Here is a 21146-nt window from a genome sequence, read left to right on the forward strand (position 1 = left end):
TTTAAATATTTTTGTTTAACAACAACCTGAATCAGGGGTACAACAAGAAGTTGCTTTTGCTTTCCATTCGCCTACTTTAGGCATTTTACTTTCTGGAATACCGCAGTGGTCTGGTGCTAAACAGTTGGTTATTTTTGAAGTCAGTTGAAAGTGGGTTCCATCGAATTCCAACCCAAATTTTCCAATACTATCTTTCATTTGGTATTCTACTTCGATTTCTAAATCGGTTAAACCTAACTTTTGTTCTGATAATTCGATGATGTTCAAAAGTTTTTCAGGATGCAAACGATGGTCGTAATCTTGCGCTTCCCACAATTGAAAATTGGCTACTTCTTCGCTTCGAATGGTTCCGCCACAATCAATAAAGTGTTTGGTTATTTTACCTACTTCTGTTACATGAAAGTGAGGTGCTATGAGTTCGCCATTAGGCAACTGAAAAGCGATTGTAGTTGCTTTTTGTAATTCGGATTTAATTGCTGATAGTGTCATGAATTTTGATTTTAGTTAACAACATTCTTTAGTAGTAAGGTAGGAAGTAATAGTCTCGAAAAAGCCTTTTAATTTGGTAAATCCTTCTTCGTTCAAACAATAACAAATAGCGTTTCCTTCTATATTCCCTTTAATTAGACCTGCATTTTTTAATTCTTTCAGGTGTTGTGAAACGGTAGGCTGGGCAAGAGGTAATTCGTTAACGATGTCACCACAAATGCAGGATTCCGTTTTTAATAAGTATTCAATGATAGCAATTCGAGCAGGATGTCCCATTGCTTTAGCTAAGATGGCTAATTCATTTTGTGTAGTTGTAAAATGTTCTGTTTTTGTTATTCCCATTTCATTATATTTTTATATTGCAATATTACGATAAATATTACTACCAAACATTATTTTATTTACTTCTACGAATTGAATTGAGAATATGACATCTTTTTCATTTGATTTAAATGTTTTGATAAACAAAACGCATCTATTTCTTAAATAATGTAAATTTTTACTAATTTTACAGGAGATATTTTTAATTTTCGTAATCCTAAATTTATTGGAATTCTAACCCATTTAATAGATCATCATGAGTAATAAAAACAAAACCCTAGGCGAGTTTATAATCGAAAACCAAAATGATTTTCAATATTCATCTGGAGAATTATCGCGTATAATTAATTCGATTCGTTTGGCTGCAAAAGTGGTTAACTACAAAGTGAATAAAGCGGGTTTAGTGGATATTGTAGGTGCGGTTGGAGAACAAAATATTCAAGGTGAAGACCAACAAAAATTAGATGTTTATGCCAATGAGGTTTTTATTCAAACACTAATCAATAGAGAAATTGTATGCGGAATTGCTTCTGAAGAGAATGATGATTTTATCACGATTGAAGGTTCAGATAAGAGTAATTCTAATAAGTATGTTGTGTTAATGGATCCCCTAGATGGCTCTTCTAATATTGATGTCAATGTTTCTGTGGGGACTATTTTTTCGGTTTACAGACGAATTACTCCCTTGGGAACTCCAGTTACTTTAGCCGATTTTTTACAGCCAGGAGTAAATCAAGTAGCTGCGGGTTATGTAATTTATGGCACTTCGACCATGTTAGTTTATACAACCGGACATGGTGTTAATGGTTTTACCTTAAATCCAGCTATTGGAACTTTTTATTTGTCTCACCCTAATATGAGATTTCCAGAGAACGGTTCTATTTATTCTGTCAATGAGGGCAATTATCGTCAGTTTCCACAAGGTGTTAAAGATTATATTAAGTATTGTCAAATGGAGGAAGAGGATAGACCATATACTTCAAGATACATAGGTAGTTTAGTTTCAGATATCCATCGCAACATGATTAAAGGTGGCATTTATTTGTATCCAACTAGTTCAAAATCTCCTAAAGGGAAACTTCGTTTGTTGTATGAGTGTAATCCTTTAGCTTTTGTAGTGGAGCAAGCTGGAGGTAAAGCATCTGATGGTAAGAATAGAATTATGGAACTACAGCCAACAGAGTTGCACCAGCGAATTCCTTTTTTCTGCGGCAGTAAAAATATGGTTGATACACTAGAAAAATTTATGCTCTAATGTTTTCAAATTTATTAGAATTAATTAATTTATTGTTTTCATTTTTTTTTAGCATATTTGTCATTATAAATCCCAAAATCTATTGAAATGAAAAAAATTATTATTACTGCTTTACTCATGGCAGGTTTGTTTGTAAACGCACAAGGTTTTCAATACAAAATTGTAACTACTATCGAATCTGTTGTTCCAGGTGGTATAGGTCGATCCCGAATTATTGAAAACGGAACAGAAGTTGACTACACACAATTCACAACAACCAGAACTAAAGAAGGAAAAGAGAAAACCGATAAAGACCGTAGCGATGTCAAAATTGACAATTTAAAGGAATCCACTTTAGTTAATTTTTACAGTTTGGTAGGAATTAATTTTCAGAATATTGCTTCTAATGACGCTATGGTTACTTCTATGTTGAACAAATATAGTAAGGATGGATGGGAATTATTTAACATTGTGAGCGGTGTAGAAAGTGATGCTGGAAAAGGCGATGGTGATGGAATTTTTATCACTCGGTTTTATTTCAGAATGAAATAATTAGTAAGTTGTAAATTTAAAAACCCCTAACACTTTGGTATTAGGGGTTTTACTTTTGGTAGCGAGACCGAGATTTGAACTCGGGACCTCAGGGTTATGAATCCTGCGCTCTAACCAACTGAGCTATCTCGCCAATTCTATGGGTTATGCATCTTGCAATGCGGGTGCAAATATAGAAATAATAATATCGTTTCCAAGTAATATTTAACAAAAAAATATTTTTAAAAACACTTTTTTTTTGACTTTATATTCTTATATTTCAAAAAAATTAAACAGTATACATGGAACCAAAAGTACGCTATGAGATAGAGTTTCCCATTAATTCTTCCCCTCAATTATTGTATCAATATATTGCTACTCCTTCTGGCTTATCAGAATGGTTTGCAGATAATGTAAATTCTCGTGGCGAATTTTTTACTTTCATTTGGAATGACTCTGAAGAGAAAGCAAGATTAGCGTCTAAAAAATCGGGTGAAAAGGTAAAGTTCAAATGGGTAGATGATAACGCTAAAGATACCGAGTATTTTTTTGAAATTCATATTTTAGAAGATGAGTTAACAAAAGATGTATCCTTACTTATTATTGATTTTGCACCCAAAGACGAGTTGGATGAGGCTAAACAGCTATGGGAAAATCAAGTGTCCGATTTAAAACATCTTATCGGATCAGTGTAGTAAATTTATTTTTGACTTATATTTGCCCTGAATAAATTCAGGGCTTTTTTTATGGATAATTGTAACGGAGATACTACTGCATTTGAGAACAAGTTAACGCATAATCGTAGTTTTTTATATGGTGACGCGGTTTTCGAAACTTTAAAAATTGTACAAGGTAAAATTCTTTTTCTTGAAGACCATTATTTTAGACTGATGGCTTCGATGCGAATTTTGCGAATGGAAATCCCGCTGGATTTTACTATGGAATTTTTTGAAGAGCAACTACTTTCAACTGTAAAAAATGAGGGTTTTCTTGATTCTGCTAGGGTTAGGATTACAGTCTATCGCAATGATGGGGGGTATTATTTACCTTTAACCAACACAATTTCGTATTTAATTCATGCGACACCTTTACAAAACCAAGTTTACGTTTTGGAATCTAAATCCTGTGAAGTGGATTTGTATAAAGATTTTTACATTAGTAAGCAGTTACTATCTACTTTGAAAACTACAAATAAAGTACTTCATGTTGCCGCTAGTATTTATGCCAATGAAAATGATTTGGACAACTGTATTTTACTTAACGAAAGCAAAAACGTAGTCGAAGTACTCCAAGGGAATATTTTTATGCTTCAGGGAACTAAATTGATCACACCTCCAATTTCTGAAGGTTGTTGTAATGGTATTTTGAGAAAACAGCTTATTGCTTTGGCTAAAAAAATGGAGGGATTAGAAGTTGTTGAAGAAATAATTTCACCTTTTGATTTGCAAAAAGCAGATGAATTATTCTACACCAATGTTATAAAAGGAATTCAATCCATTACAAAATATAGGAAAAAAGAATTTAAAACGGATTTAGCCAGTAGTTTGGTTGAAAAATTAAACGAACTAATTTTGAATTAATTCAGGTAAGGATTTTCAGGTGCATTGGACCAGATAAGATAGTCGCCACCTATTTCAATAATTTTTTCTTTCCAAATTTGAGATGTAGTTTTTCCGATAATTTTATTTTTATAATTATTAGGAGTAACTATCCATGATTTTTGTTCCATCTCTGTTTCAAGTTGTGTTTCACCCCAACCAGTATATCCTAAGAAAAATCGTATATTGTCTTTATTTATCTCTTGTTTATTTAGTAATTCTTTGACGGTATCAAAGCAGCCTCCCCAATAAATTCCATTTGAGATTTCGATACTGTTTGGGATTACGTCGGGCACATTGTGCAAAAAGTATAAATTATCTTGCTCTACCGGACCACCATTGTAAATTTTGAAATTTCCAATAATATCAGGTACTATATCTTGAATAGTAAATTTCAAAGGTTTATTTATTATAAACCCTACCGACCCTTGTTCGTGATGATCTGTCAATAGAATTACTGCTTTATTGAAAGAAACATCACCAATCAAGTCTGGATCAGCAACAAGAAGTTGCCCTTTTTCTAATTTTACTGATAACATACTTCCTTATTTTTGATTAAAATTAACAATTATTTTAAAATCAATAGGACAATTTGAAATATAATAACATAAAAAAACCTTCCGAAGGGAAGGTTTTAGTATATCAGGAAAGCTTTAATTAGTTTACAGCTCCTTCTAAATCAGCTCCAGCTTTGAATTTTACAACATTCTTAGCAGCGATTTTGATAGTTTTTCCAGTTTGTGGGTTTCTACCATCTCTTGCAGCTCTTTTAGAAACTGACCAAGATCCGAAACCTACTAATGATACTCTTCCACCTTTTTTCAAAGTACCACTTACATTTCCTAAAAATGATTCTAAAGCCAATTTAGCAGCTGCTTTAGTAATTCCTGCGTCAGCAGCGATAGCGTCGATTAATTCTGATTTGTTCATAATAATTAGTTATTAATTGTTGGTTAAAAAAAAATTGTTAAACAAATTTAGCAGGAAATCCTTTCTGTGCAAAGGCTAAGCTCATTTTATGGCTAATTTGTTAATAACTTGAGTTATTTGTTCATAAAGCATCTGTTTTTTACCACGAAAACGTTATAAATGCTCACTTTTTTAGGTTTTAATGCGCTTTTGCCTCCCCAGAAAATTGAATTCCATTGAGTAATTCGGCAGTTTTCATCTTCTTTTTACCTGGAAATTGAATGCTTTCTATCTGAATAAACCCATTTGCAACAGCAATTTTCATTTCTTTCTTGCTGCATAGTAGTTGTCCAATGGGTAATGCGTGTAATTCAAGAATCGGAATTGCTTCATATATTTTAACATTCCATTCTTCTCCTTTGTCACTTATATAACACCAAGTGGCTGGATATGGACTTAGTCCTCTTATAAGATTATGTATTTCAGCGGCTGGTTTAGTCCAATCTATTTTGCAGTTTTCCTTATTGAGTTTATAAGCGGTTTTAATTTCGCTATCGTCTTGTTGAACAGTGGTGACTACATTTCCTTTTTCTATCAAGGCTAAAGTATTGATAACAGTTTCACTACCTAGTAACATCAATCGGTCGTGTAATTCTCCCGCTGATTCATTTTGAGCAATAGGAGTTTCAGCTTTCAAAATCATAGCGCCAGTATCTATCTTATCATCAATAAAGAAGGTAGTTACACCCGTTTTATTTTCTCCATTGATAATCGCCCAGTTAATAGGCGCTGCACCTCTATAATTAGGCAAGAGGGAAGCGTGTAAATTGAAAGTACCTAACGAAGGCATTTCCCAAACCACTTTGGGTAGCATTCTAAAGGCCACCACAATTTGTAGGTTAGCATTTAACGCTTTCAATTCAGTTAAAAAACTTTCGTCTTTTAAATTAGTAGGTTGCAGTAAACTTAAGTTGTTGTCCAAAGCATATTCTTTCACTGCAGAATATTTTAATTTTTGTCCGCGTCCAGCGGGTTTGTCTGCTGCGGTAATTACGCCAACTACTTCGTACTTATTCTGTAAAATAGTATCTAAAATGCCAACGGCAAACTCGGGCGTACCCATAAAAACTATTCGTAGTTTTTCCATTATATATGTATAGTATAGTTGTTATTCGCCTTAAGGACGATTTTTTCTTCTTCTAATAGCTTCTGAAGTCCTTTGATTACGGTTTCAGAATCTAATTGTGTTCGCTCTTGAATTTCTCTTGAATTGAGGGACTCTTTTTGTAACAACTCTAATAGTTGAGTCGTTACGGATTGTAATTTAGGAACCGTTTTCTTCTTTCCAATACAATAAGAGCAAATTCCGCATTCGCTTTTTGTTTCTTCTCCAAAATAGCTCAGGATAATTTGGTTCTTACATCGTTTCTTTTCATTTACATAATTAAGAACCGAATGCAATTGATCCTTCTTGAGTTGGTTTTGGCGTTCTAAATATTTAGCTACTCGATTAATGGTTCGTTCGTCTTCGCGAATTTCATTAAATAAAATGGAAGCGTCATTATTTTTTGCATTATAACTTACAATGCCTTTTTCTTTTAGCTTGTGCAATACAGCCTGAACTTCATTTGGTTTATGATTGGATTTTTTAGCAATAAAATCCAAATTGAAAGCGGTTTGCATTTCATAAATTCCAGGATATGTTCGCAAAATAGTGAGTATGATTTCTTCATCATTGGGATGTAAACTATTGTAGCGAATTACTTCTTTTGAAGGAATCAAAAATTGTAAACTTATCTTTTCAGAAAATTCTTGAGACAAATTGATAATCCCCTGTCTATCTAGAAACTGAATTGCATTATAGGTTTTAAGAGTAGGGAAATTGTATTTCAAACAAAAATGATTCAGGTTGAAAGCAAATTGCTCATTGAAACCCTCTCCATACGCAATCTGAAAGTAATTGCAAAGTTTGATAAAGACTGAGTTTAAAAATGTCTTGTCGGGTAAATTCAATAAGAATTGGTTTTCAGCTTGTAAATTATCCGAAGGATTAGTCAATAAAATAGCAAAGGCTTTTTCGCCATCGCGTCCTGCTCGTCCTGATTCTTGGTAATAATTCTCAATATTGTCGGGTAGTTGAATATGCATTACTGTTTTGACATTCGCTTTGTCAATTCCCATTCCAAAGGCATTGGTCGCCACCATAACTTGAGCTTCTTCCTGCATCCAAATGGACATATTGGTTTCTTTTTCCTTTGGCGAAAGCCCACCGTGATAATAAGTTGCCTGAAAGCCCAAAGCTTTAAGTTGATTTGCAATGTCAATACATGACCTCCGATTGCGCACATATATAATAGAAGGTTCCGGATTCTTTTTGAGAATTTGCTCTATTTTGTACAATTTGTCCTCAGCTTCAATTACCATATAGGCAATGTTGTCTCTTGCAAATGATTTTTGAAAGACAGACGGATTTTGTAATCCGGTTTCCGTAATTATATCCTCTTTAACTCTAGGCGTTGCTGTGGCAGTTAAAGCCAAAAAAGGAATTTTTTGAAAGTGTTTCTTTAAATCGGATATTTTTAAATAAGCAGGTCTAAAATCATGTCCCCATTGCGAAACACAATGCGCTTCGTCAATAGCAATAAGGTTGATGGGTAGGTTTTTGATGCGGTCCAAAATCCAATCCGACTGTAAACGTTCAGGAGACAAATACAGAAATTTGTAGTTTCCAAACTGACAATTGTCTAACAAATCAATCATTTCTTCGGAACGGATTCCGCCAGTTAAAGCAATGGCTTTGATGTTGCGTGCTTGCAAATTAGCGACTTGGTCTTTCATTAAAGCCACTAATGGAGAAATTACCAAACAAATTCCTTCTTGCATTAGAGCAGGAACTTGAAAGCAAATGGATTTACCACCACCTGTTGGCAGTATAGCCAAAGTGTCCTTACCGCCAACCACAGAATCTATAATTTCATTTTGTAGCGATCGGAACTGATCGTGTTTCCAATATTTCTGAAGAATAGCTAGTGCTGTTTGCATCGATTTCAGGGCGCTACTTTAGGTTTTCAATGCAATAGTGAATCACTGCTACATTGTGTTATTTAGTTTGAAATTTTATCTAAGATAAAAAGAATTCTTTTATCTACGCTATCTTTCGGAACCTCAATTAATTCGTATCCATACTTTTGGTAGGTTTCTACCAAATGATTATGGATTAATTGCGCTTGTTCAAAATTCTCATAGCGTTCTTGGTCACTTACATAAATGTCTTCCCAAGGAGGTAAAATAAATATTTTTGAGTAAATATGTTCTTTGCAAGCTGCATCAAAAAAAGCAGGATAGCTGTCGCCAATGTAATGCATATAAGCCAAAACGTCTGGAATGCCTCGATCTAAAAACACAATATTGTGTGGTTCTTTGTGTGCGTCTAGAAACTGTTTTTTTCTTCCTTCTAACAAAAGTTCGCTAAAAAGTAATGGCTTTTCTAAAAACAATTGTTCAATTCCTTGTTTTTGTGCTTCGGCAGTTACTTGTCTGGAAATTTCTGGATAGCAACAATGCCCTAATCGAACTAACTCATCTATGATAGTTGTTTTTCCTGTTCCAGGTCCGCCAATAATTACAATGATTTCTTTTTGCACTTTAAAATAAATAAGTCGCAAATTTACCGAATCAAAATGGTAATTAAAAAAATATTCTGATGCAACAGACTTATTAGGCTCAAAAAACGAGTTGAAATTCTAAATTCTAAAATCAATACCTTATATTTGCGTTAATTTTTAGTACAGTAATGGATCAAGAAAAAGAAAAAACGACGGCGGAATTTTACGAGAGATTAAAGGCAGAGTTGGACAGGAGTAACTCTTGGCCAGCTGAATACTTATTCAAATTTATTGTTCCCTCTGTTGATGATAATGTGCAGCGCGTAGAAAATGCTTTTGATTGTATGGGTGCTGTGATTAAAACTACAAAATCTAAAACAGGTAAGTTCACTAGTGTTTCGGTGGATGTCCAAATGAAAGACGCGCAAGAAATAATTGATAAATACATTGAAGTATCTGTAATAGAAGGAATCGTTTCCTTATAAAATATGAGTTTAAAATACACCAAAGAAATAGCAAATGAAGTAGTGCACCACTTGGAATATAATGCAGAAAGATCGCATTTAATTATTCCAGAGTATGGGCGTCATTTGCAGAAATTAATTGATCAAGCTACGCTTATTGAAGATGCTGAGGAGCGAAATAAAGCAGCAAAATACATTATCCAAGTCATGGGTACATTGAATCCTCACTTGCGTGATGTACCTGATTTTCAGCACAAACTGTGGGATCAATTATTTATTATGTCTGATTTTAAATTAGATGTAGTATCTCCGTACCCAATTCCATCTCGAGAAGTATTGCAACTTCGTCCAGATGTACTTCAATACCCACAGAATTTTCCAAAATATCGTTATTATGGAAACAATATCAAATACATGATTGATGTGGCCAATAAATGGGAAGACGGTGAAATGAAAAATGCATTGGTTAAAGTTATAGCCAATCACATGAAAAAATCATACCTGAGTTGGAATAAAGATACAGTGAAAGATGATGTGATTTTTGAACACTTATATGAATTATCAGATGGCAAATTAAACTTACTTCAAAGCACAGAGGAGTTAATTAATACTACTGATTTATTACGAACTAATAAACGCGTATCTAATAAAATCTCTCCTTCAGGTCAGCCAAAGATCCAAGGAAACAAAAACAATAAGCAAGGAAAATCAAAAACATTTCAAAAAAATAAATCGAATTAAATGGGAATTTTCAAAATAGAAGGTGGCGTTCGTCTAAAAGGAGAAATCACACCACAAGGAGCAAAAAATGAAGCTTTACAAATACTTTGTGCTATATTATTAACTCCAGAAAAAGTTACAATTACTAATGTTCCAGACATTATTGATATCAATAAATTAATTACTTTATTAGGTAATTTAGGAGTTAAAATCAAAAAAAACGGACCTAATTCGTATACATTTCAAGCTGATGAGGTGAATGTAAATTACCTTGAGACTGAAGCTTTCAAAAAAGAAGGTGGTGCACTTCGTGGTTCTATTATGATTGTTGGACCGCTTTTGGCTCGTTTTGGAAAAGGATACATTCCAAAACCAGGTGGAGATAAAATTGGAAGACGACGTTTAGACACTCACTTCGAAGGATTTATTAATTTGGGTGCCAAATTTAGATACAACAAAGAAGATCATTTCTATGGAGTAGAAACTCCAGCAGAAGGTTTGCAGGGAGCACATATGCTTTTAGATGAAGCATCTGTAACCGGAACAGCTAATATTGTTATGGCGGCTGTTTTAGCAAATGGAATTACTACTATTTACAATGCAGCTTGCGAACCGTATTTGCAACAGTTGTGTAAAATGTTAAATTCTATGGGAGCTAAAATTACAGGAATAGGATCCAACTTATTGACTATCGAAGGTGTTGCAAGTTTGGGTGGTTGTGAGCATAGAATTCTTCCTGATATGATCGAAATTGGAAGTTGGATTGGTTTAGCAGCAATGACTAAATCAGAAATTACAATTAAAGATGTAAGTTGGGATAATTTAGGTGTTATTCCAAATGTATTTAGAAAGTTGGGAATCACTTTGGAAAGACGTGGTGATGATATTTATATCCCATCTCACGTGGATGGTTATGAAGTAAAAACAGATATTGATGGTTCTATATTAACTATTGCTGATGCACCATGGCCAGGATTTACTCCTGATTTATTGAGTATTGTATTAGTTGTAGCTACTCAGGCTAAAGGTGATGTTTTGATTCATCAAAAAATGTTTGAAAGCCGTTTGTTCTTCGTAGACAAATTGATTGATATGGGCGCCAAAATTATGTTGTGTGATCCACATAGAGCTGTTGTTATAGGTCATGATTTTAAATCACAATTAAAGGCTACTACAATGTCATCTCCAGATATTCGTGCGGGAATCTCTTTGTTGATTGCAGCGCTTTCGGCAAAAGGAACAAGTACCATTCAAAATATCGATCAAATTGATAGAGGTTATGAGCGAATCGATGAGCGTTTAAGAGCTATCGGTGCTAAAATTGTACGCGCTTAATTACAATAGACATCAAAAAGTAAATATCGTTTAGAGTCATTTTTTTATAATCTCTAAACGATATTTTAATTTATACACCTCATACAATGCCAAAAGTAGAAGCGGCCATACAAGCTACTTATTTTAGTATTATCGGAAATACAGCTCTTGCTATCATAAAAGGATTAGCTGGTTTTTTCGGAAATTCTTATGCACTTATTGCAGATGCAATAGAATCTACAACAGATATATTTGCCTCTTTTTTGGTATTATTTGGAATAAAGTATTCTAACAAACCTGCAGATGAAAATCATCCGTATGGACATGGAAAGGCGGAACCATTGATTACCTTCTTGGTAGTTGGATTTTTGATTACTTCGGCTACGATTATAGCGTATGAAAGTATCTTGAATATTGGAACACCGCATGATTTACCAAAGTCATGGACATTGTATGTTTTAGGTCTAATCATCATTTGGAAAGAATACTCTTTTCAATTAGTGATGAAAAGAAGTAAAGAAACAAATAGTTCTTCTTTGAGAGCAGATGCTTGGCATCATAGAAGTGATGCAATTACTTCTGTTGCGGCTTTTATTGGTATTTCTGTTGCATTGTTTTTAGGTAAAGGGTATGAATCAGCAGATGATTGGGCAGCTTTATTTGCTTCGGGTTTCATTGTGTACAATAGTTATCTCATTTTTAGACCTGCATTAAGCGAAATTATGGACGAGCATGTTTATGATGATGTAATTGAAAACATAAGAAAAGTGGCAAGCAGTGTAGATGGTATTGTAGATACTGAAAAGTGTTTTATTCGTAAGTCGGGTATGAAATTCCATGTCGATTTACATGCTACAGTGAAGGCAACAATTACAGTAAAAGAAGGACATGATTTGGCACATCAATTGAAAGACACATTACGTGCCGAAATACCTGAGTTAGGGCATGTTCTAATTCATGTCGAACCAGATGATTCGGAATAAAAAAAGGCGTTGCAATTGCAACGCCTTTTTTTATTAATTTCATTGGTTACAAAAAGGATTGAATCGCCAATTCATAACTTTTAAGACCAAATCCTAAAATCACACCTTTGGCATTTCCTGAAATGTAGGATTGATGACGGAATTCTTCTCTTCCAAAAGTATTCGAAATATGGACTTCAATAACGGGTGAAGTAATTGCTTTTACAGCATCGCCAATACCAATAGAAGTGTGAGTATATGCTCCAGCATTTAGGATAATTCCATCATACGTAAAACCAACTTCTTGAATTTTACTGATTAACTCACCTTCAATATTGCTTTGGAAATAGTGGAATTCAATCGAAGGAAATTTTGATTTTAAAGAATCAAAATACGCTTCAAAAGTTTGGTTTCCATACACTTCAGGTTCTCGTTTTCCAAGTAGATTTAAGTTGGGTCCGTTAATGATACAAATTTTCATACAATGATATTTCTGTAAAAATAAAAAAACCGTTCCAATAAATAGAACGGTTATGTAAATTAGTTTGATTTAGTTTTAAAAGTAAAATCCAGCGGATACTTGAACTACTGAATTTTTAATTTCAGCATTCGTAGATGCCTCGCTCAATCCAACTACATATCTACCTTGTAAAAAAATGCTTTTAGTAACTTTGATTCCTAATCCAGCTGCTGCACCAAAATCAAATGACTTAGGATCATCTAGTAAAACATTTTCCTTATTGCTTACTAAAAAAGAAGCTTGGGGACCAAGGTCTAAACTAAATGTCTTGCTTAAATTAATTTTTGCCAAAACTGGAATTGTGATATAGCCTAATTCATTGTTTATATCAGCTAGTACTCCAGCTGCTTTGTAGTTGGCTCCTACAGTGGAATATAAAACCTCAGGTTGAAAGGCAAATGATTCTCCAAGAGGAAGTTCTGCAACAAGACCAAAGTGATAATTGGTAATCGCTTCTGATTTATAATTTACATTGTTTACTGTAATATCAGAACCATTTTGATTAGCGTAATTGACACCAGCTTTAATACCTAATTTAACTATTTGTGCATGAGCAGATAGTGTTGTTATTAGGATGATACAAATTGGAATAAGATTTTTTTTCATGATTAATTGTTTTGTTAAGATTGGGTTGTGAATTATATAATTGATGTGTAAATGTAAGAAATATATTTAATTACCCTCAGTTTAGTGTTGGTATTTATTTCTTTAGAATGTATTTTCGAATCATTATATAGATCAGAATAAAATATTTATTTAGTATCAAATGTACAATCTTTATTTTCAAAAAATGCGTTTCTTTGTTAAGTGAACTGGACTACTTTTATAAAAAACTACCAATCGTATTTGAGAATCGAAAGGGGATTGTCAAAGAATACTATTGACAATTATTCTTTTGATGTAGATCGTTTGTGTCTTTTTTTAGAGCAAAATCAAATTCAAGTTTCGCCAGTAAAAATTACAGAGGAAACGATTCAGCAATTTATTTACAGTGTTTCAAAACAAGTGAACGCCCGTTCGCAAGCTCGAATTATTTCAGGATTAAAAAGTTTTTTTAATTATTTGGTTTTTGAAGATTATCGTTCAGACAATCCTTTAGAGTTAATAGAAACTCCAAAGACGGGAAGAAAACTACCCGATACACTTTCTGTAGCAGAAATAGATGCTTTAATCAACGCTATTGATTTGTCATCAAATGAAGGAGAGCGAAATCGAGCAATGTTAGAAACTTTATACGGTTGCGGTCTTCGTGTTTCGGAATTGGTCAATTTAAAAATATCCGATTTATTCTTTGATGAAGGTTTTGTAAAAATAACGGGAAAGGGAAATAAACAACGATTTGTACCCATTGGTCATTTGACTCAAAAATATATTCTTTTATACAAAGAAACCATAAGAACGCATATTGCTGTAAAAAAAGGATTTGAAGATACGCTCTTTCTTAATAGGAGAGGGAGTCAGCTTACCCGTGCTATGATTTTTACTATAATTAAAGATTTGGCAACCAAAATCAATTTAAACAAAACGATCAGTCCGCATACATTACGCCATTCCTTTGCAACCCATTTATTAGAAAATGGAGCCGACTTGCGTTCTATTCAATTAATGTTAGGGCACGAGTCCATTACGACTACTGAAATATATGTGCATTTAGATAGAAGGTTCTTAACCGTAGTAATGAATACTTATCATCCCAGAAAGGATTAAATAAAAAGGCCAAATTTCAAAGTTGAAATTTGGCTTTTTTTATTTATGGGGATAGAGTACTTTATTTAGCGATATTTACCGCTCTAGTCTCTCTAATTACTGTTACTTTAACTTGACCTGGATAGGTCATTTCAGTTTGAATTTTTTGTGAAATTTCGAATGATAAGTTAGATGCTTTGTCATCAGAAACTTTTTCGCTTTCTACAATTACACGTAATTCTCTACCTGCTTGAATCGCGTAAGCACTTTTTACTCCGCCAAATCCGTAAGCTACTTCTTCAAGATCTTTCAAACGTTGAATGTATGAATCCAATACTTGTCTTCTTGCTCCTGGTCTTGCTCCTGAAATAGCATCACACACTTGAATGATTGGAGACAATAATGATTTCATCTCAATCTCGTCGTGGTGCGCTCCAATAGCATTACATACTTCTTCTTTCTCACCGTATTTCTCAGCCCATTGCATCCCTAATAAAGCGTGTGGTAAATCACTTTCTGCATCTGGCACTTTACCAATATCGTGTAATAAACCGGCTCTCTTCGCCAATTTTACATTCAATCCTAATTCGGCAGCCATAATTCCACAAAGCTTAGATACTTCACGTGAGTGTTGCAATAAGTTTTGTCCGTAAGATGAACGGTATTTCATTCTACCTACCACTTTAATCAATTCAGGGTGTAATCCGTGGATACCTAAATCAATTACCGTACGTTTACCTACTTCAATGATTTCGTCATCGATTTGTTTTGCAGTTTTAGCAACAACTTCTTCGATACGCGCAGGGTGAATTCGTCCGTCAGTTACTAATTTATGTAATGACAAACGGGCAATTTCTCTACGTACTGGATCAAAACAAGAAAGGATAATTGCTTCAGGAGTATCATCTACTATAATTTCCACTCCGGTAGCGGCTTCTAACGCTCTAATGTTACGTCCTTCACGTCCAATAATTCTACCTTTTACATCATCTGATTCAATGTTGAAAACAGAAACGCAATTTTCAACTGCTTCTTCTGTACCTACACGTTGGATGGTATTGATGATTATTTTCTTCGCTTCTTGCTGTGCAGTTAATTTCGCCTCTTCAATAGTATCTTGAATTTGAGACATCGCTTGCGTCTTAGCTTCAGCTTTTAAACCTTCAATTAATTGCTCTTTTGCGTCTTCTGCTGATAATCCAGAAATCACTTCTAACTGTTGCAGCTGACTTTTATGCATTCTTTCTACTTCGGCTTGCTTCTTTTCTAAGATTTCCAATTTAGAAGTATACTCAAGTGTTTTAGCTTCGTAGTCGTCGTTTACTCTTTTGGCTTTAGCCAATTCATTTGAAATTAGAGATTCTTTATCGCGAACTCTTTTTTCTACTTCAGCTACTTTTTTATCACGAGCTAAAATTACTTGTTCGTGTTCAGATTTCAATTCGATAAACTTTTCTTTAGCTTGAAGAATTTTATCTTTTTTGATGTTTTCTGCTTCAAAATTAGCGTCTTTGATAATAGATGCTGCTTCTTTTTTCGCTGTCTTTATTAGGTTCGAAATGTTGCTTTTTTCTAAGATTTTTGCAATTGCAAAACCAGCTACTACTCCTACTATTCCGGTAATAATGATTGTTACTATGTTGTCCATGTTAATTAAAAATTGATGTATAAAAAAAGCCTACATTAGGTGCTTGTATAAACTCGAAAAGACAAGTTTTGAGCTAACTCACTGTTCAAGCTTCCTTACCAAAGTAGGGCATGCTATAGTAGTGATGATTTGCTCATTCTAAATTGTTAGTGTTGAGTTTACCAAATTGAACTAATGTAGGCAGTATCTTAGTCTATGTAAGAACGTATTATTTATTGAGATAGTTGTCTAATATCGTATTGATTTTATTCAATCTTTCGATAGTTTCTTCTCCGTCAATTGCGTTATCGATTTGCTTTTGTTCTACTTGAGAAGCAAATTGTAGGGCACACATGGCCAATACATCTTGCTTGTCTCGAACAGCATAATTTTCTTCAAATTGCTTAATCATGGTATCAATCTTTTTAGAAGCACTTCGAAGTCCTTCTTCTTGAGATGGGTCTACCGTTAATGGGTAAACTCGATCTGCAATTGATATTTTTATTTTAAGCTTTTCGTCCATAATTTTAATCTGATAGCTGTGCTATGCAGTAATCAATTTCGCGAATTAACGAATTTATTTTAAGCTTAGTATCTCTTTTGTTTTCTTCACTGCCGAGCAATGAGTTGGCTATTTTGAGTGCTTCATACTCTTTTTTCAAAGAATCAATCTCACGAGATTGGTTTTGTATGATAGCATTTGTGTTGGATAATTCGGTCTTTAATTCTAGATTGAGTTGCTCTAAACTAGTATTCCTAGCGAAGAGTTTTTCAATCTTATTTTCAAGAGTATCAATTATTTCAGCAATCACACTCATTAGTATTCCAATTCATTACTTAATCTTACAAAGTTAGTATTCCTTTTTATTAATACAATAGTTTATTTGCTTTTTTATTGAAAAACAACTAAATTATTAGGATACAAAGGGTTACGGATTTGAGTTGAATCAGATTTTATTTGTGATTTTGTTTTTTTATCTTAGCCAAAATAAATTGATATGCGCCTCATTATTTTTTATTTTCTTTTTTCTATTTCATTAGTGGCACAAAATAATTTTCCTAAAGATTATTTTGGTTCTCCTTTGGATATTCCTATGCAGTTATCGGGGAATTTCGGAGAATTACGTCCGAATCATTTTCATGCAGGATTTGATTTTAAAACCCAACAAAAAGAAGGTTTGAAGGTTTTTGCTGTGGCTGAAGGCTATGTCTCTCGAATTAAAATTTCGACTTTTGGTAACGGAAAAACAATCTATATATCACATCCAAATGGGTATACATCAGTTTATGCTCATCTGCAGAAGGCAGTAGGTTCCATTCAGGATTTTATAACAAAAACGCATTATAAAGAACAAGCTTTTGAAATTGAAATGTATCTCAAACCGGGAGAAATTCCAGTACAAAAAGGGGAGTGGATTGCTTTATCGGGTAATTCAGGAGCTTCAGAAGGGCCTCATTTGCATTTTGAAATTCGCGATTCAAAAACAGAGTTTATTATTAACCCAATGCTTTTTGGTTATGATAATTTAATTAAAGACACTAAAAAACCAATAGTTTCTGCTTTGTATGTTTACCCGTTAACTCCCTCGACAACAGTAAATAAATCCAAACGTCCTATTTTAATCAATTTTTCTATGCAAAAGGAGGGTGGATTTATTTCAGATAAAGTGTTGGCTAATGGACCTATTGGATTTGGAATTGTTGCAGATGATTACGATGACATTTCATTCAATAAAAATGGAGTGTATAGTGTGCATTCAATTCTGAATGGACAAGCAACTTTTGGTTACCAATTCGATACGTATTCATTTGATGATATGCGTTATATTAATGCCTTAATCGATTATTCCAAATACAAAAAGACGAAACAGCGGGTGCAAAAATTATTTATGAATTCTAAATATAATTTGCCTTTTATCAAGACGGATGAAGCGAAAGGTCAAATTTCCCCAGTACCCAATTTAGATGGGATATACCGAATTGAAGTGGGTGATTTTTTTGGAAATAAAACAATTATTTCTGTACCCATTCAATATGATACAACCCCAGTTTTAGTTCCTGCTGAACCCACAATTTCTAAATATTTTGTAAAATCTATAAAAGATAATATTTTTGAAAAAGACAATGCTTCTGTATTTTTTCCTGCTGGTACTTTTTACGATGATTTTACAATGAATTTTGATGTACGAAACAGTATTTTACACCTTCATGACGACAGTGTACCAGCACATACAAATTTCACCATTACTATTTCAGATTGTTTAATTCCAAAAGAAAAACAGGATAAAACCTATATTGCACGAATTGAAGGAGATAAATTAATTTACAATCCAACTTTCAGAAGAGACACTACTTTTTCAGCTAAGGTTAAGATTTTAGGGAAATACAAATTAGTTGCAGATACGTTAGCCCCTAAGATAACATTAGCAAAGTCAATTGAAGGAAAATGGATAAGTCAAGACGCAATCCAATTGCAAATTTCAGATACAGGTTCTGGCATAAAAAAGTATAATGGGTTTCTGAACGGACGTTGGGTTTTGTTTGAGTACGACAATAAGACCAATACCATTACTCATGTTTTTAATGACGAATTTCTTTTGAATGGGTCTAATGAGTTGAAACTAATTGTGTCAGATGCTATGGGAAATTCTACTACCTTTGAAACTCGATTTAATCGGAGTGTAAAAAAATAATCGTTTGAAAAACAGTCTAACATTTAGCATTTATTTTTTCTTTTTAGGGGTATCTTTTATCTCTTTGGCACAAAATGCTAGAGTTAAAGGTGTCGTTTTAGATGAGAATAAGGTTCCTATAGCGAATGTTGCTATTTCTAGCGAAACTAATTCCACCCGATCCAATAGTAATGGCTTTTATGAGCTGCCTATTCCCGCCCAAAAGAAAACGACTATTGTTTTTTCTCATCTGGCATTTAAATCAGTAAGTGCAATAATTTCTTTACAACCCAATGCAATTTTTGAATTCAATCCTATTATGAATACTAGGATAGAACAAATGGGAGAAGTAATTGTGTCTTCAAAAAATAAGAATCGAATTCAAGGTATTACATCAATTACTCCAGAGATTTTGCGAAAAACTCCTGGAGCGAATGCAGGTGTTGAGAATGTGTTAAAGACTTTGGCAGGAGTCAATTCTAATAATGAATTAAGTAGTCAGTACGGTGTTCGTGGTGGAAATTATGATGAAAATTTAGTCTATGTTAACGAAGTTGAAGTGTATCGTCCTTTCTTAATTCGATCAGGTCAGCAAGAAGGATTGAGTTTTATCAATTCAGATTTAGTCCAGAATATTGACTTTTCTGCTGGTGGGTTTCAGGCTAAATACGGAGATAAATTGTCTTCTGTTTTAGACATTACGTATCGAAAACCAACCGCATTCGGAGCTAATTTTGAGGCTAGTTTCTTAGGAGGGAGTTTGTCTGTTGACGCTGTTTCAAAAAATAAAAAGTGGTCAGCTGTTACAGGAGTTCGGTACCGCAACAATAGTCTTTTGGTGAATAGTCAAGAAACACAAACTAATTTTACTCCTTCCTTTGTTGATGTCCAAACCAATATATATTATCAGGCTTCCGCCAAATGGCAGTGGAGTTTTTTAGGTACTATTTCTAAAAATAACTACGAATACCAACCTTTGACGCGCCAAACTAATTTTGGAACTCTAGACCAGCCTATGGCACTTTTAGTCTTTTATGAAGGACAAGAAAAAAATAGCTACGGTACTTATTTTGGAGCAATTAAAACTACTTTTAAGCCTATTGAGACATTTAGTTTAAAGTTGATAAGCTCACTCTATCATACTGTTGAACAAGAGCACTTTGATATTTTGGCTCAATATCGTTTAGGGGAAGTAGATAACAATGTTGCTTCTGAAAATTACGGAAAAGTTTCCTATTCGCGTGGTATTGGATCACAGTTAAACCACGCCCGAAATAATCTAGATGCTTTAATTGCTACTATCGAATTGAAAGGATTTCATGATTGGAAGAAAAGCCAATTGGACTGGGGAGTAAAATATACTCGAGAGTCTATTCGTGATCGAGTAGTGGAGTGGGAAGTCATTGATTCGCTTGGTTTTTCGATTCCACCTCCTACTATTTTACCTCAACGTGATGAGCCAAATACCATCTATTCTGGACCACTTGTTCCCTATCAAAATGTGCGTGCTACAAATTTTAACACCATCAATAGATTCTCAGGTTTTGCCCAATGGAATTCAAAGTCTAATTTAGGGTCTGCTAAGCTTTGGTACAATGCAGGTTTGCGTTTTCAGCATTGGGAAGTAGCTGGAACTAATGCTTTAGGAAAGTCACAATTTGTTTGGAGTCCGCGCGCACAAATAGCCATTCAACCCAATTGGGAAAAGGATATTCTATTCAGACTATCCGGCGGACTGTATTACCAGCCTCCTTTTTATAGAGAATTACGTGACGCCGATGGCATAGTACAAACTAATGTCAAAGCCCAGCAATCTGTTCATTTAGTGGTTGCGAATGACTACAATTTTAAGATGTGGAATCGTCCGTTTAAATTGGTTTCTGAACTCTATTTTAAATCCATGTCGGATGTTAATACCTATACAATTGATAATGTTCGTATTCGGTATGCAGCCAACAATTTGGCGAAGGCCTATGCACAAGGTCTTGACTTCCGATTGAATGGGGAATTTGTTCCCGGAACGGAGTCTTGGTTTAGTTTTGGGTATTTGAAAACAGAGGAAAATAGTGAAAACAGAGGATATATTGCGCGACCAACGGACCAGTTATTAAAGTTTGGTATTTTATTTCAAGATTATATGCCCACTATTCCGAGTATGAAAGTGTATTTAAATTTAGTCTATAATACGGGATTACCAGGCGGTTCTCCTTCGTATGCAGATCCGTATCAATATCAAAATAGACTGCGGGATTACCGTCGAGCGGATGTTGGTTTTTCTAAAGTATTGATTGATAATTATAGTAATTCAAAGAAGAAGAATTGGCTAGGTAATTTTAAAGAATTAGCTGTAGGAGCAGAGATATTTAATCTATTTAATAATCAAAATGCGATCACCAATACTTGGGTTCGGGATGTGTATTCTAAAAATCAATACGCTATTCCGAATTACATGACTACACGAGTTTTTAATATCAAATTGACGGCTAAATTATAG

Annotated in this window: 23 protein-coding genes and 1 tRNA gene; 11 read left to right on the plus strand and 13 right to left on the minus strand. The window is 33.9% G+C overall.

The annotated features are described in order from the left end of the window. Positions 1–15 precede the first annotated feature (15 nt). Complete coding sequence (locus tag LPC20_RS05965) at positions 16–489, minus strand: DUF6428 family protein (RefSeq protein ID WP_229323469.1); 474 nt, start codon at positions 487–489, stop codon at positions 16–18. A gap of 15 nt (positions 490–504) precedes the next feature. Further along, entirely contained in the window at positions 505–831 is a 327-nt protein-coding gene (locus tag LPC20_RS05970) for an ArsR/SmtB family transcription factor (protein WP_229323471.1), read from the minus strand. 235 nt (positions 832–1066) lie between these two features. On the opposite strand from LPC20_RS05970, the gene fbp reads away from it, so the two are divergent. Both fbp and LPC20_RS05980 read left to right on the plus strand, forming a co-directional pair. After that, on the plus strand, positions 1067–2065 hold the full coding sequence (gene fbp / locus LPC20_RS05975) for a class 1 fructose-bisphosphatase (RefSeq protein ID WP_229323474.1): 999 nt from the start codon (positions 1067–1069) through the stop codon (positions 2063–2065). Positions 2066–2152: 87 nt separating this feature from the next. Beyond that, positions 2153–2596, plus strand: a complete 444-nt coding sequence (locus LPC20_RS05980; RefSeq protein ID WP_229323476.1) for a hypothetical protein — start codon at positions 2153–2155, stop codon at positions 2594–2596. A gap of 56 nt (positions 2597–2652) precedes the next feature. On the opposite strand, the gene LPC20_RS05985 is transcribed toward LPC20_RS05980, so the two are convergent. Next, positions 2653–2729: transfer RNA gene (locus LPC20_RS05985), tRNA-Met, on the minus strand. 148 nt (positions 2730–2877) lie between these two features. Here LPC20_RS05985 and LPC20_RS05990 point away from each other — a divergent pair. Together LPC20_RS05990 and LPC20_RS05995 are read left to right on the plus strand one after the other, a co-directional pair. Then, complete coding sequence (locus LPC20_RS05990; RefSeq protein WP_229323478.1) at positions 2878–3270, plus strand: START-like domain-containing protein; 393 nt, start codon at positions 2878–2880, stop codon at positions 3268–3270. A gap of 51 nt (positions 3271–3321) precedes the next feature. Next, on the plus strand, positions 3322–4155 hold the full coding sequence (locus LPC20_RS05995) for an aminotransferase class IV (protein ID WP_229323480.1): 834 nt from the start codon (positions 3322–3324) through the stop codon (positions 4153–4155). Here LPC20_RS05995 and LPC20_RS06000 read toward each other — a convergent pair. From LPC20_RS06000 to LPC20_RS06020, 5 genes are all read right to left on the minus strand, one after another. Beyond that, positions 4152–4712, minus strand: a complete 561-nt coding sequence (locus LPC20_RS06000; protein ID WP_229323482.1) for a YqgE/AlgH family protein — start codon at positions 4710–4712, stop codon at positions 4152–4154. The genes LPC20_RS05995 and LPC20_RS06000 overlap by 4 nt on opposite strands. A gap of 118 nt (positions 4713–4830) precedes the next feature. Continuing rightward, complete coding sequence (locus LPC20_RS06005) at positions 4831–5103, minus strand: HU family DNA-binding protein (RefSeq protein ID WP_229323484.1); 273 nt, start codon at positions 5101–5103, stop codon at positions 4831–4833. 178 nt (positions 5104–5281) lie between these two features. Continuing rightward, positions 5282–6229 carry a methionyl-tRNA formyltransferase gene (gene fmt, locus LPC20_RS06010; RefSeq protein WP_229323486.1) on the minus strand — a complete coding sequence of 316 codons (948 nt, stop codon included), beginning with the start codon at positions 6227–6229 and terminating at the stop codon, positions 5282–5284. After that, positions 6229–8124: a RecQ family ATP-dependent DNA helicase gene (locus tag LPC20_RS06015; RefSeq protein ID WP_229323489.1), complete on the minus strand. Its 1896-nt coding sequence runs from the start codon at positions 8122–8124 to the stop codon at positions 6229–6231. Before LPC20_RS06015 ends, fmt begins: the two co-directional genes overlap by 1 nt. A gap of 62 nt (positions 8125–8186) precedes the next feature. Beyond that, entirely contained in the window at positions 8187–8726 is a 540-nt protein-coding gene (locus LPC20_RS06020) for an AAA family ATPase (RefSeq protein WP_229323491.1), read from the minus strand. Positions 8727–8875: 149 nt separating this feature from the next. Between LPC20_RS06020 and LPC20_RS06025 the strand changes: the two genes are divergently transcribed. The 4 genes from LPC20_RS06025 (at position 8876) to LPC20_RS06040 (ending at position 12168) form a co-directional block, all read left to right on the plus strand. Further along, positions 8876–9172: a DUF493 family protein gene (locus tag LPC20_RS06025; RefSeq protein WP_229323493.1), complete on the plus strand. Its 297-nt coding sequence runs from the start codon at positions 8876–8878 to the stop codon at positions 9170–9172. Positions 9173–9175: 3 nt separating this feature from the next. Then, positions 9176–9892, plus strand: a complete 717-nt coding sequence (locus LPC20_RS06030; protein WP_229323495.1) for a DUF4290 domain-containing protein — start codon at positions 9176–9178, stop codon at positions 9890–9892. Continuing rightward, positions 9893–11206, plus strand: coding sequence for a UDP-N-acetylglucosamine 1-carboxyvinyltransferase (gene murA / locus LPC20_RS06035; protein WP_229323497.1), 1314 nt, complete (start codon positions 9893–9895; stop codon positions 11204–11206). Between the two features lie 86 nt (positions 11207–11292). Beyond that, on the plus strand, positions 11293–12168 hold the full coding sequence (locus LPC20_RS06040) for a cation diffusion facilitator family transporter (RefSeq protein ID WP_229323500.1): 876 nt from the start codon (positions 11293–11295) through the stop codon (positions 12166–12168). A 46-nt stretch (positions 12169–12214) separates the two neighbouring features. Here LPC20_RS06040 and aroQ read toward each other — a convergent pair whose 3' ends face one another. After that, a complete protein-coding gene (gene aroQ, locus LPC20_RS06045; RefSeq protein WP_229323502.1) occupies positions 12215–12628 on the minus strand; it encodes a type II 3-dehydroquinate dehydratase in 414 nt (137 codons plus the stop codon). A gap of 75 nt (positions 12629–12703) precedes the next feature. Beyond that, a complete protein-coding gene (locus tag LPC20_RS06050) occupies positions 12704–13273 on the minus strand; it encodes a porin family protein (RefSeq protein WP_229323505.1) in 570 nt (189 codons plus the stop codon). 201 nt (positions 13274–13474) lie between these two features. On the opposite strand from LPC20_RS06050, the gene xerD reads away from it, so the two are divergent. Beyond that, entirely contained in the window at positions 13475–14374 is a 900-nt protein-coding gene (gene xerD / locus LPC20_RS06055; RefSeq protein WP_229323507.1) for a site-specific tyrosine recombinase XerD, read from the plus strand. Between the two features lie 61 nt (positions 14375–14435). On the opposite strand, the gene rny is transcribed toward xerD, so the two are convergent. The 3 genes from rny to LPC20_RS06070 all read right to left on the minus strand — a co-directional run bounded on the left by rny (position 14436) and on the right by LPC20_RS06070 (position 16798). Beyond that, positions 14436–16001 carry a ribonuclease Y gene (rny, locus tag LPC20_RS06060; protein WP_229323509.1) on the minus strand — a complete coding sequence of 522 codons (1566 nt, stop codon included), beginning with the start codon at positions 15999–16001 and terminating at the stop codon, positions 14436–14438. A 208-nt stretch (positions 16002–16209) separates the two neighbouring features. Then, positions 16210–16503 carry a cell division protein ZapA gene (locus LPC20_RS06065; protein WP_229323511.1) on the minus strand — a complete coding sequence of 98 codons (294 nt, stop codon included), beginning with the start codon at positions 16501–16503 and terminating at the stop codon, positions 16210–16212. Between the two features lie 4 nt (positions 16504–16507). Next, the gene (locus tag LPC20_RS06070) at positions 16508–16798 is read right to left on the minus strand and encodes a hypothetical protein (protein WP_229323513.1); all 291 of its coding nucleotides are present in this window, start codon (positions 16796–16798) and stop codon (positions 16508–16510) included. A gap of 180 nt (positions 16799–16978) precedes the next feature. Between LPC20_RS06070 and LPC20_RS06075 the strand changes: the two genes are divergently transcribed. Continuing rightward, on the plus strand, positions 16979–18673 hold the full coding sequence (locus LPC20_RS06075; protein WP_229323515.1) for a M23 family metallopeptidase: 1695 nt from the start codon (positions 16979–16981) through the stop codon (positions 18671–18673). A 4-nt stretch (positions 18674–18677) separates the two neighbouring features. Then, positions 18678–21146: a TonB-dependent receptor gene (locus LPC20_RS06080; protein WP_229323517.1), complete on the plus strand. Its 2469-nt coding sequence runs from the start codon at positions 18678–18680 to the stop codon at positions 21144–21146.

It is taken from the genome of Flavobacterium ammonificans, from assembly GCF_020886115.1.
GTDB lineage: Bacteria > Bacteroidota > Bacteroidia > Flavobacteriales > Flavobacteriaceae > Flavobacterium > Flavobacterium ammonificans.

Coding starts and splice junctions, on each gene's coding strand:
- LPC20_RS05965 (WP_229323469.1), bottom strand. CDS start 489: ATGACACTATCAGCAATTAAATCCGAATTACAAAAAGCAACTACAATC.
- LPC20_RS05970 (WP_229323471.1), bottom strand. CDS start 831: ATGGGAATAACAAAAACAGAACATTTTACAACTACACAAAATGAATTA.
- fbp (WP_229323474.1), top strand. CDS start 1,067: ATGAGTAATAAAAACAAAACCCTAGGCGAGTTTATAATCGAAAACCAA.
- LPC20_RS05980 (WP_229323476.1), top strand. CDS start 2,153: ATGAAAAAAATTATTATTACTGCTTTACTCATGGCAGGTTTGTTTGTA.
- LPC20_RS05990 (WP_229323478.1), top strand. CDS start 2,878: ATGGAACCAAAAGTACGCTATGAGATAGAGTTTCCCATTAATTCTTCC.
- LPC20_RS05995 (WP_229323480.1), top strand. CDS start 3,322: ATGGATAATTGTAACGGAGATACTACTGCATTTGAGAACAAGTTAACG.
- LPC20_RS06000 (WP_229323482.1), bottom strand. CDS start 4,712: ATGTTATCAGTAAAATTAGAAAAAGGGCAACTTCTTGTTGCTGATCCA.
- LPC20_RS06005 (WP_229323484.1), bottom strand. CDS start 5,103: ATGAACAAATCAGAATTAATCGACGCTATCGCTGCTGACGCAGGAATT.
- fmt (WP_229323486.1), bottom strand. CDS start 6,229: ATGGAAAAACTACGAATAGTTTTTATGGGTACGCCCGAGTTTGCCGTT.
- LPC20_RS06015 (WP_229323489.1), bottom strand. CDS start 8,124: ATGCAAACAGCACTAGCTATTCTTCAGAAATATTGGAAACACGATCAG.
- LPC20_RS06025 (WP_229323493.1), top strand. CDS start 8,876: ATGGATCAAGAAAAAGAAAAAACGACGGCGGAATTTTACGAGAGATTA.
- LPC20_RS06030 (WP_229323495.1), top strand. CDS start 9,176: ATGAGTTTAAAATACACCAAAGAAATAGCAAATGAAGTAGTGCACCAC.
- murA (WP_229323497.1), top strand. CDS start 9,893: ATGGGAATTTTCAAAATAGAAGGTGGCGTTCGTCTAAAAGGAGAAATC.
- LPC20_RS06040 (WP_229323500.1), top strand. CDS start 11,293: ATGCCAAAAGTAGAAGCGGCCATACAAGCTACTTATTTTAGTATTATC.
- aroQ (WP_229323502.1), bottom strand. CDS start 12,628: ATGAAAATTTGTATCATTAACGGACCCAACTTAAATCTACTTGGAAAA.
- LPC20_RS06050 (WP_229323505.1), bottom strand. CDS start 13,273: ATGAAAAAAAATCTTATTCCAATTTGTATCATCCTAATAACAACACTA.
- rny (WP_229323509.1), bottom strand. CDS start 16,001: ATGGACAACATAGTAACAATCATTATTACCGGAATAGTAGGAGTAGTA.
- LPC20_RS06065 (WP_229323511.1), bottom strand. CDS start 16,503: ATGGACGAAAAGCTTAAAATAAAAATATCAATTGCAGATCGAGTTTAC.
- LPC20_RS06070 (WP_229323513.1), bottom strand. CDS start 16,798: ATGAGTGTGATTGCTGAAATAATTGATACTCTTGAAAATAAGATTGAA.
- LPC20_RS06075 (WP_229323515.1), top strand. CDS start 16,979: ATGCGCCTCATTATTTTTTATTTTCTTTTTTCTATTTCATTAGTGGCA.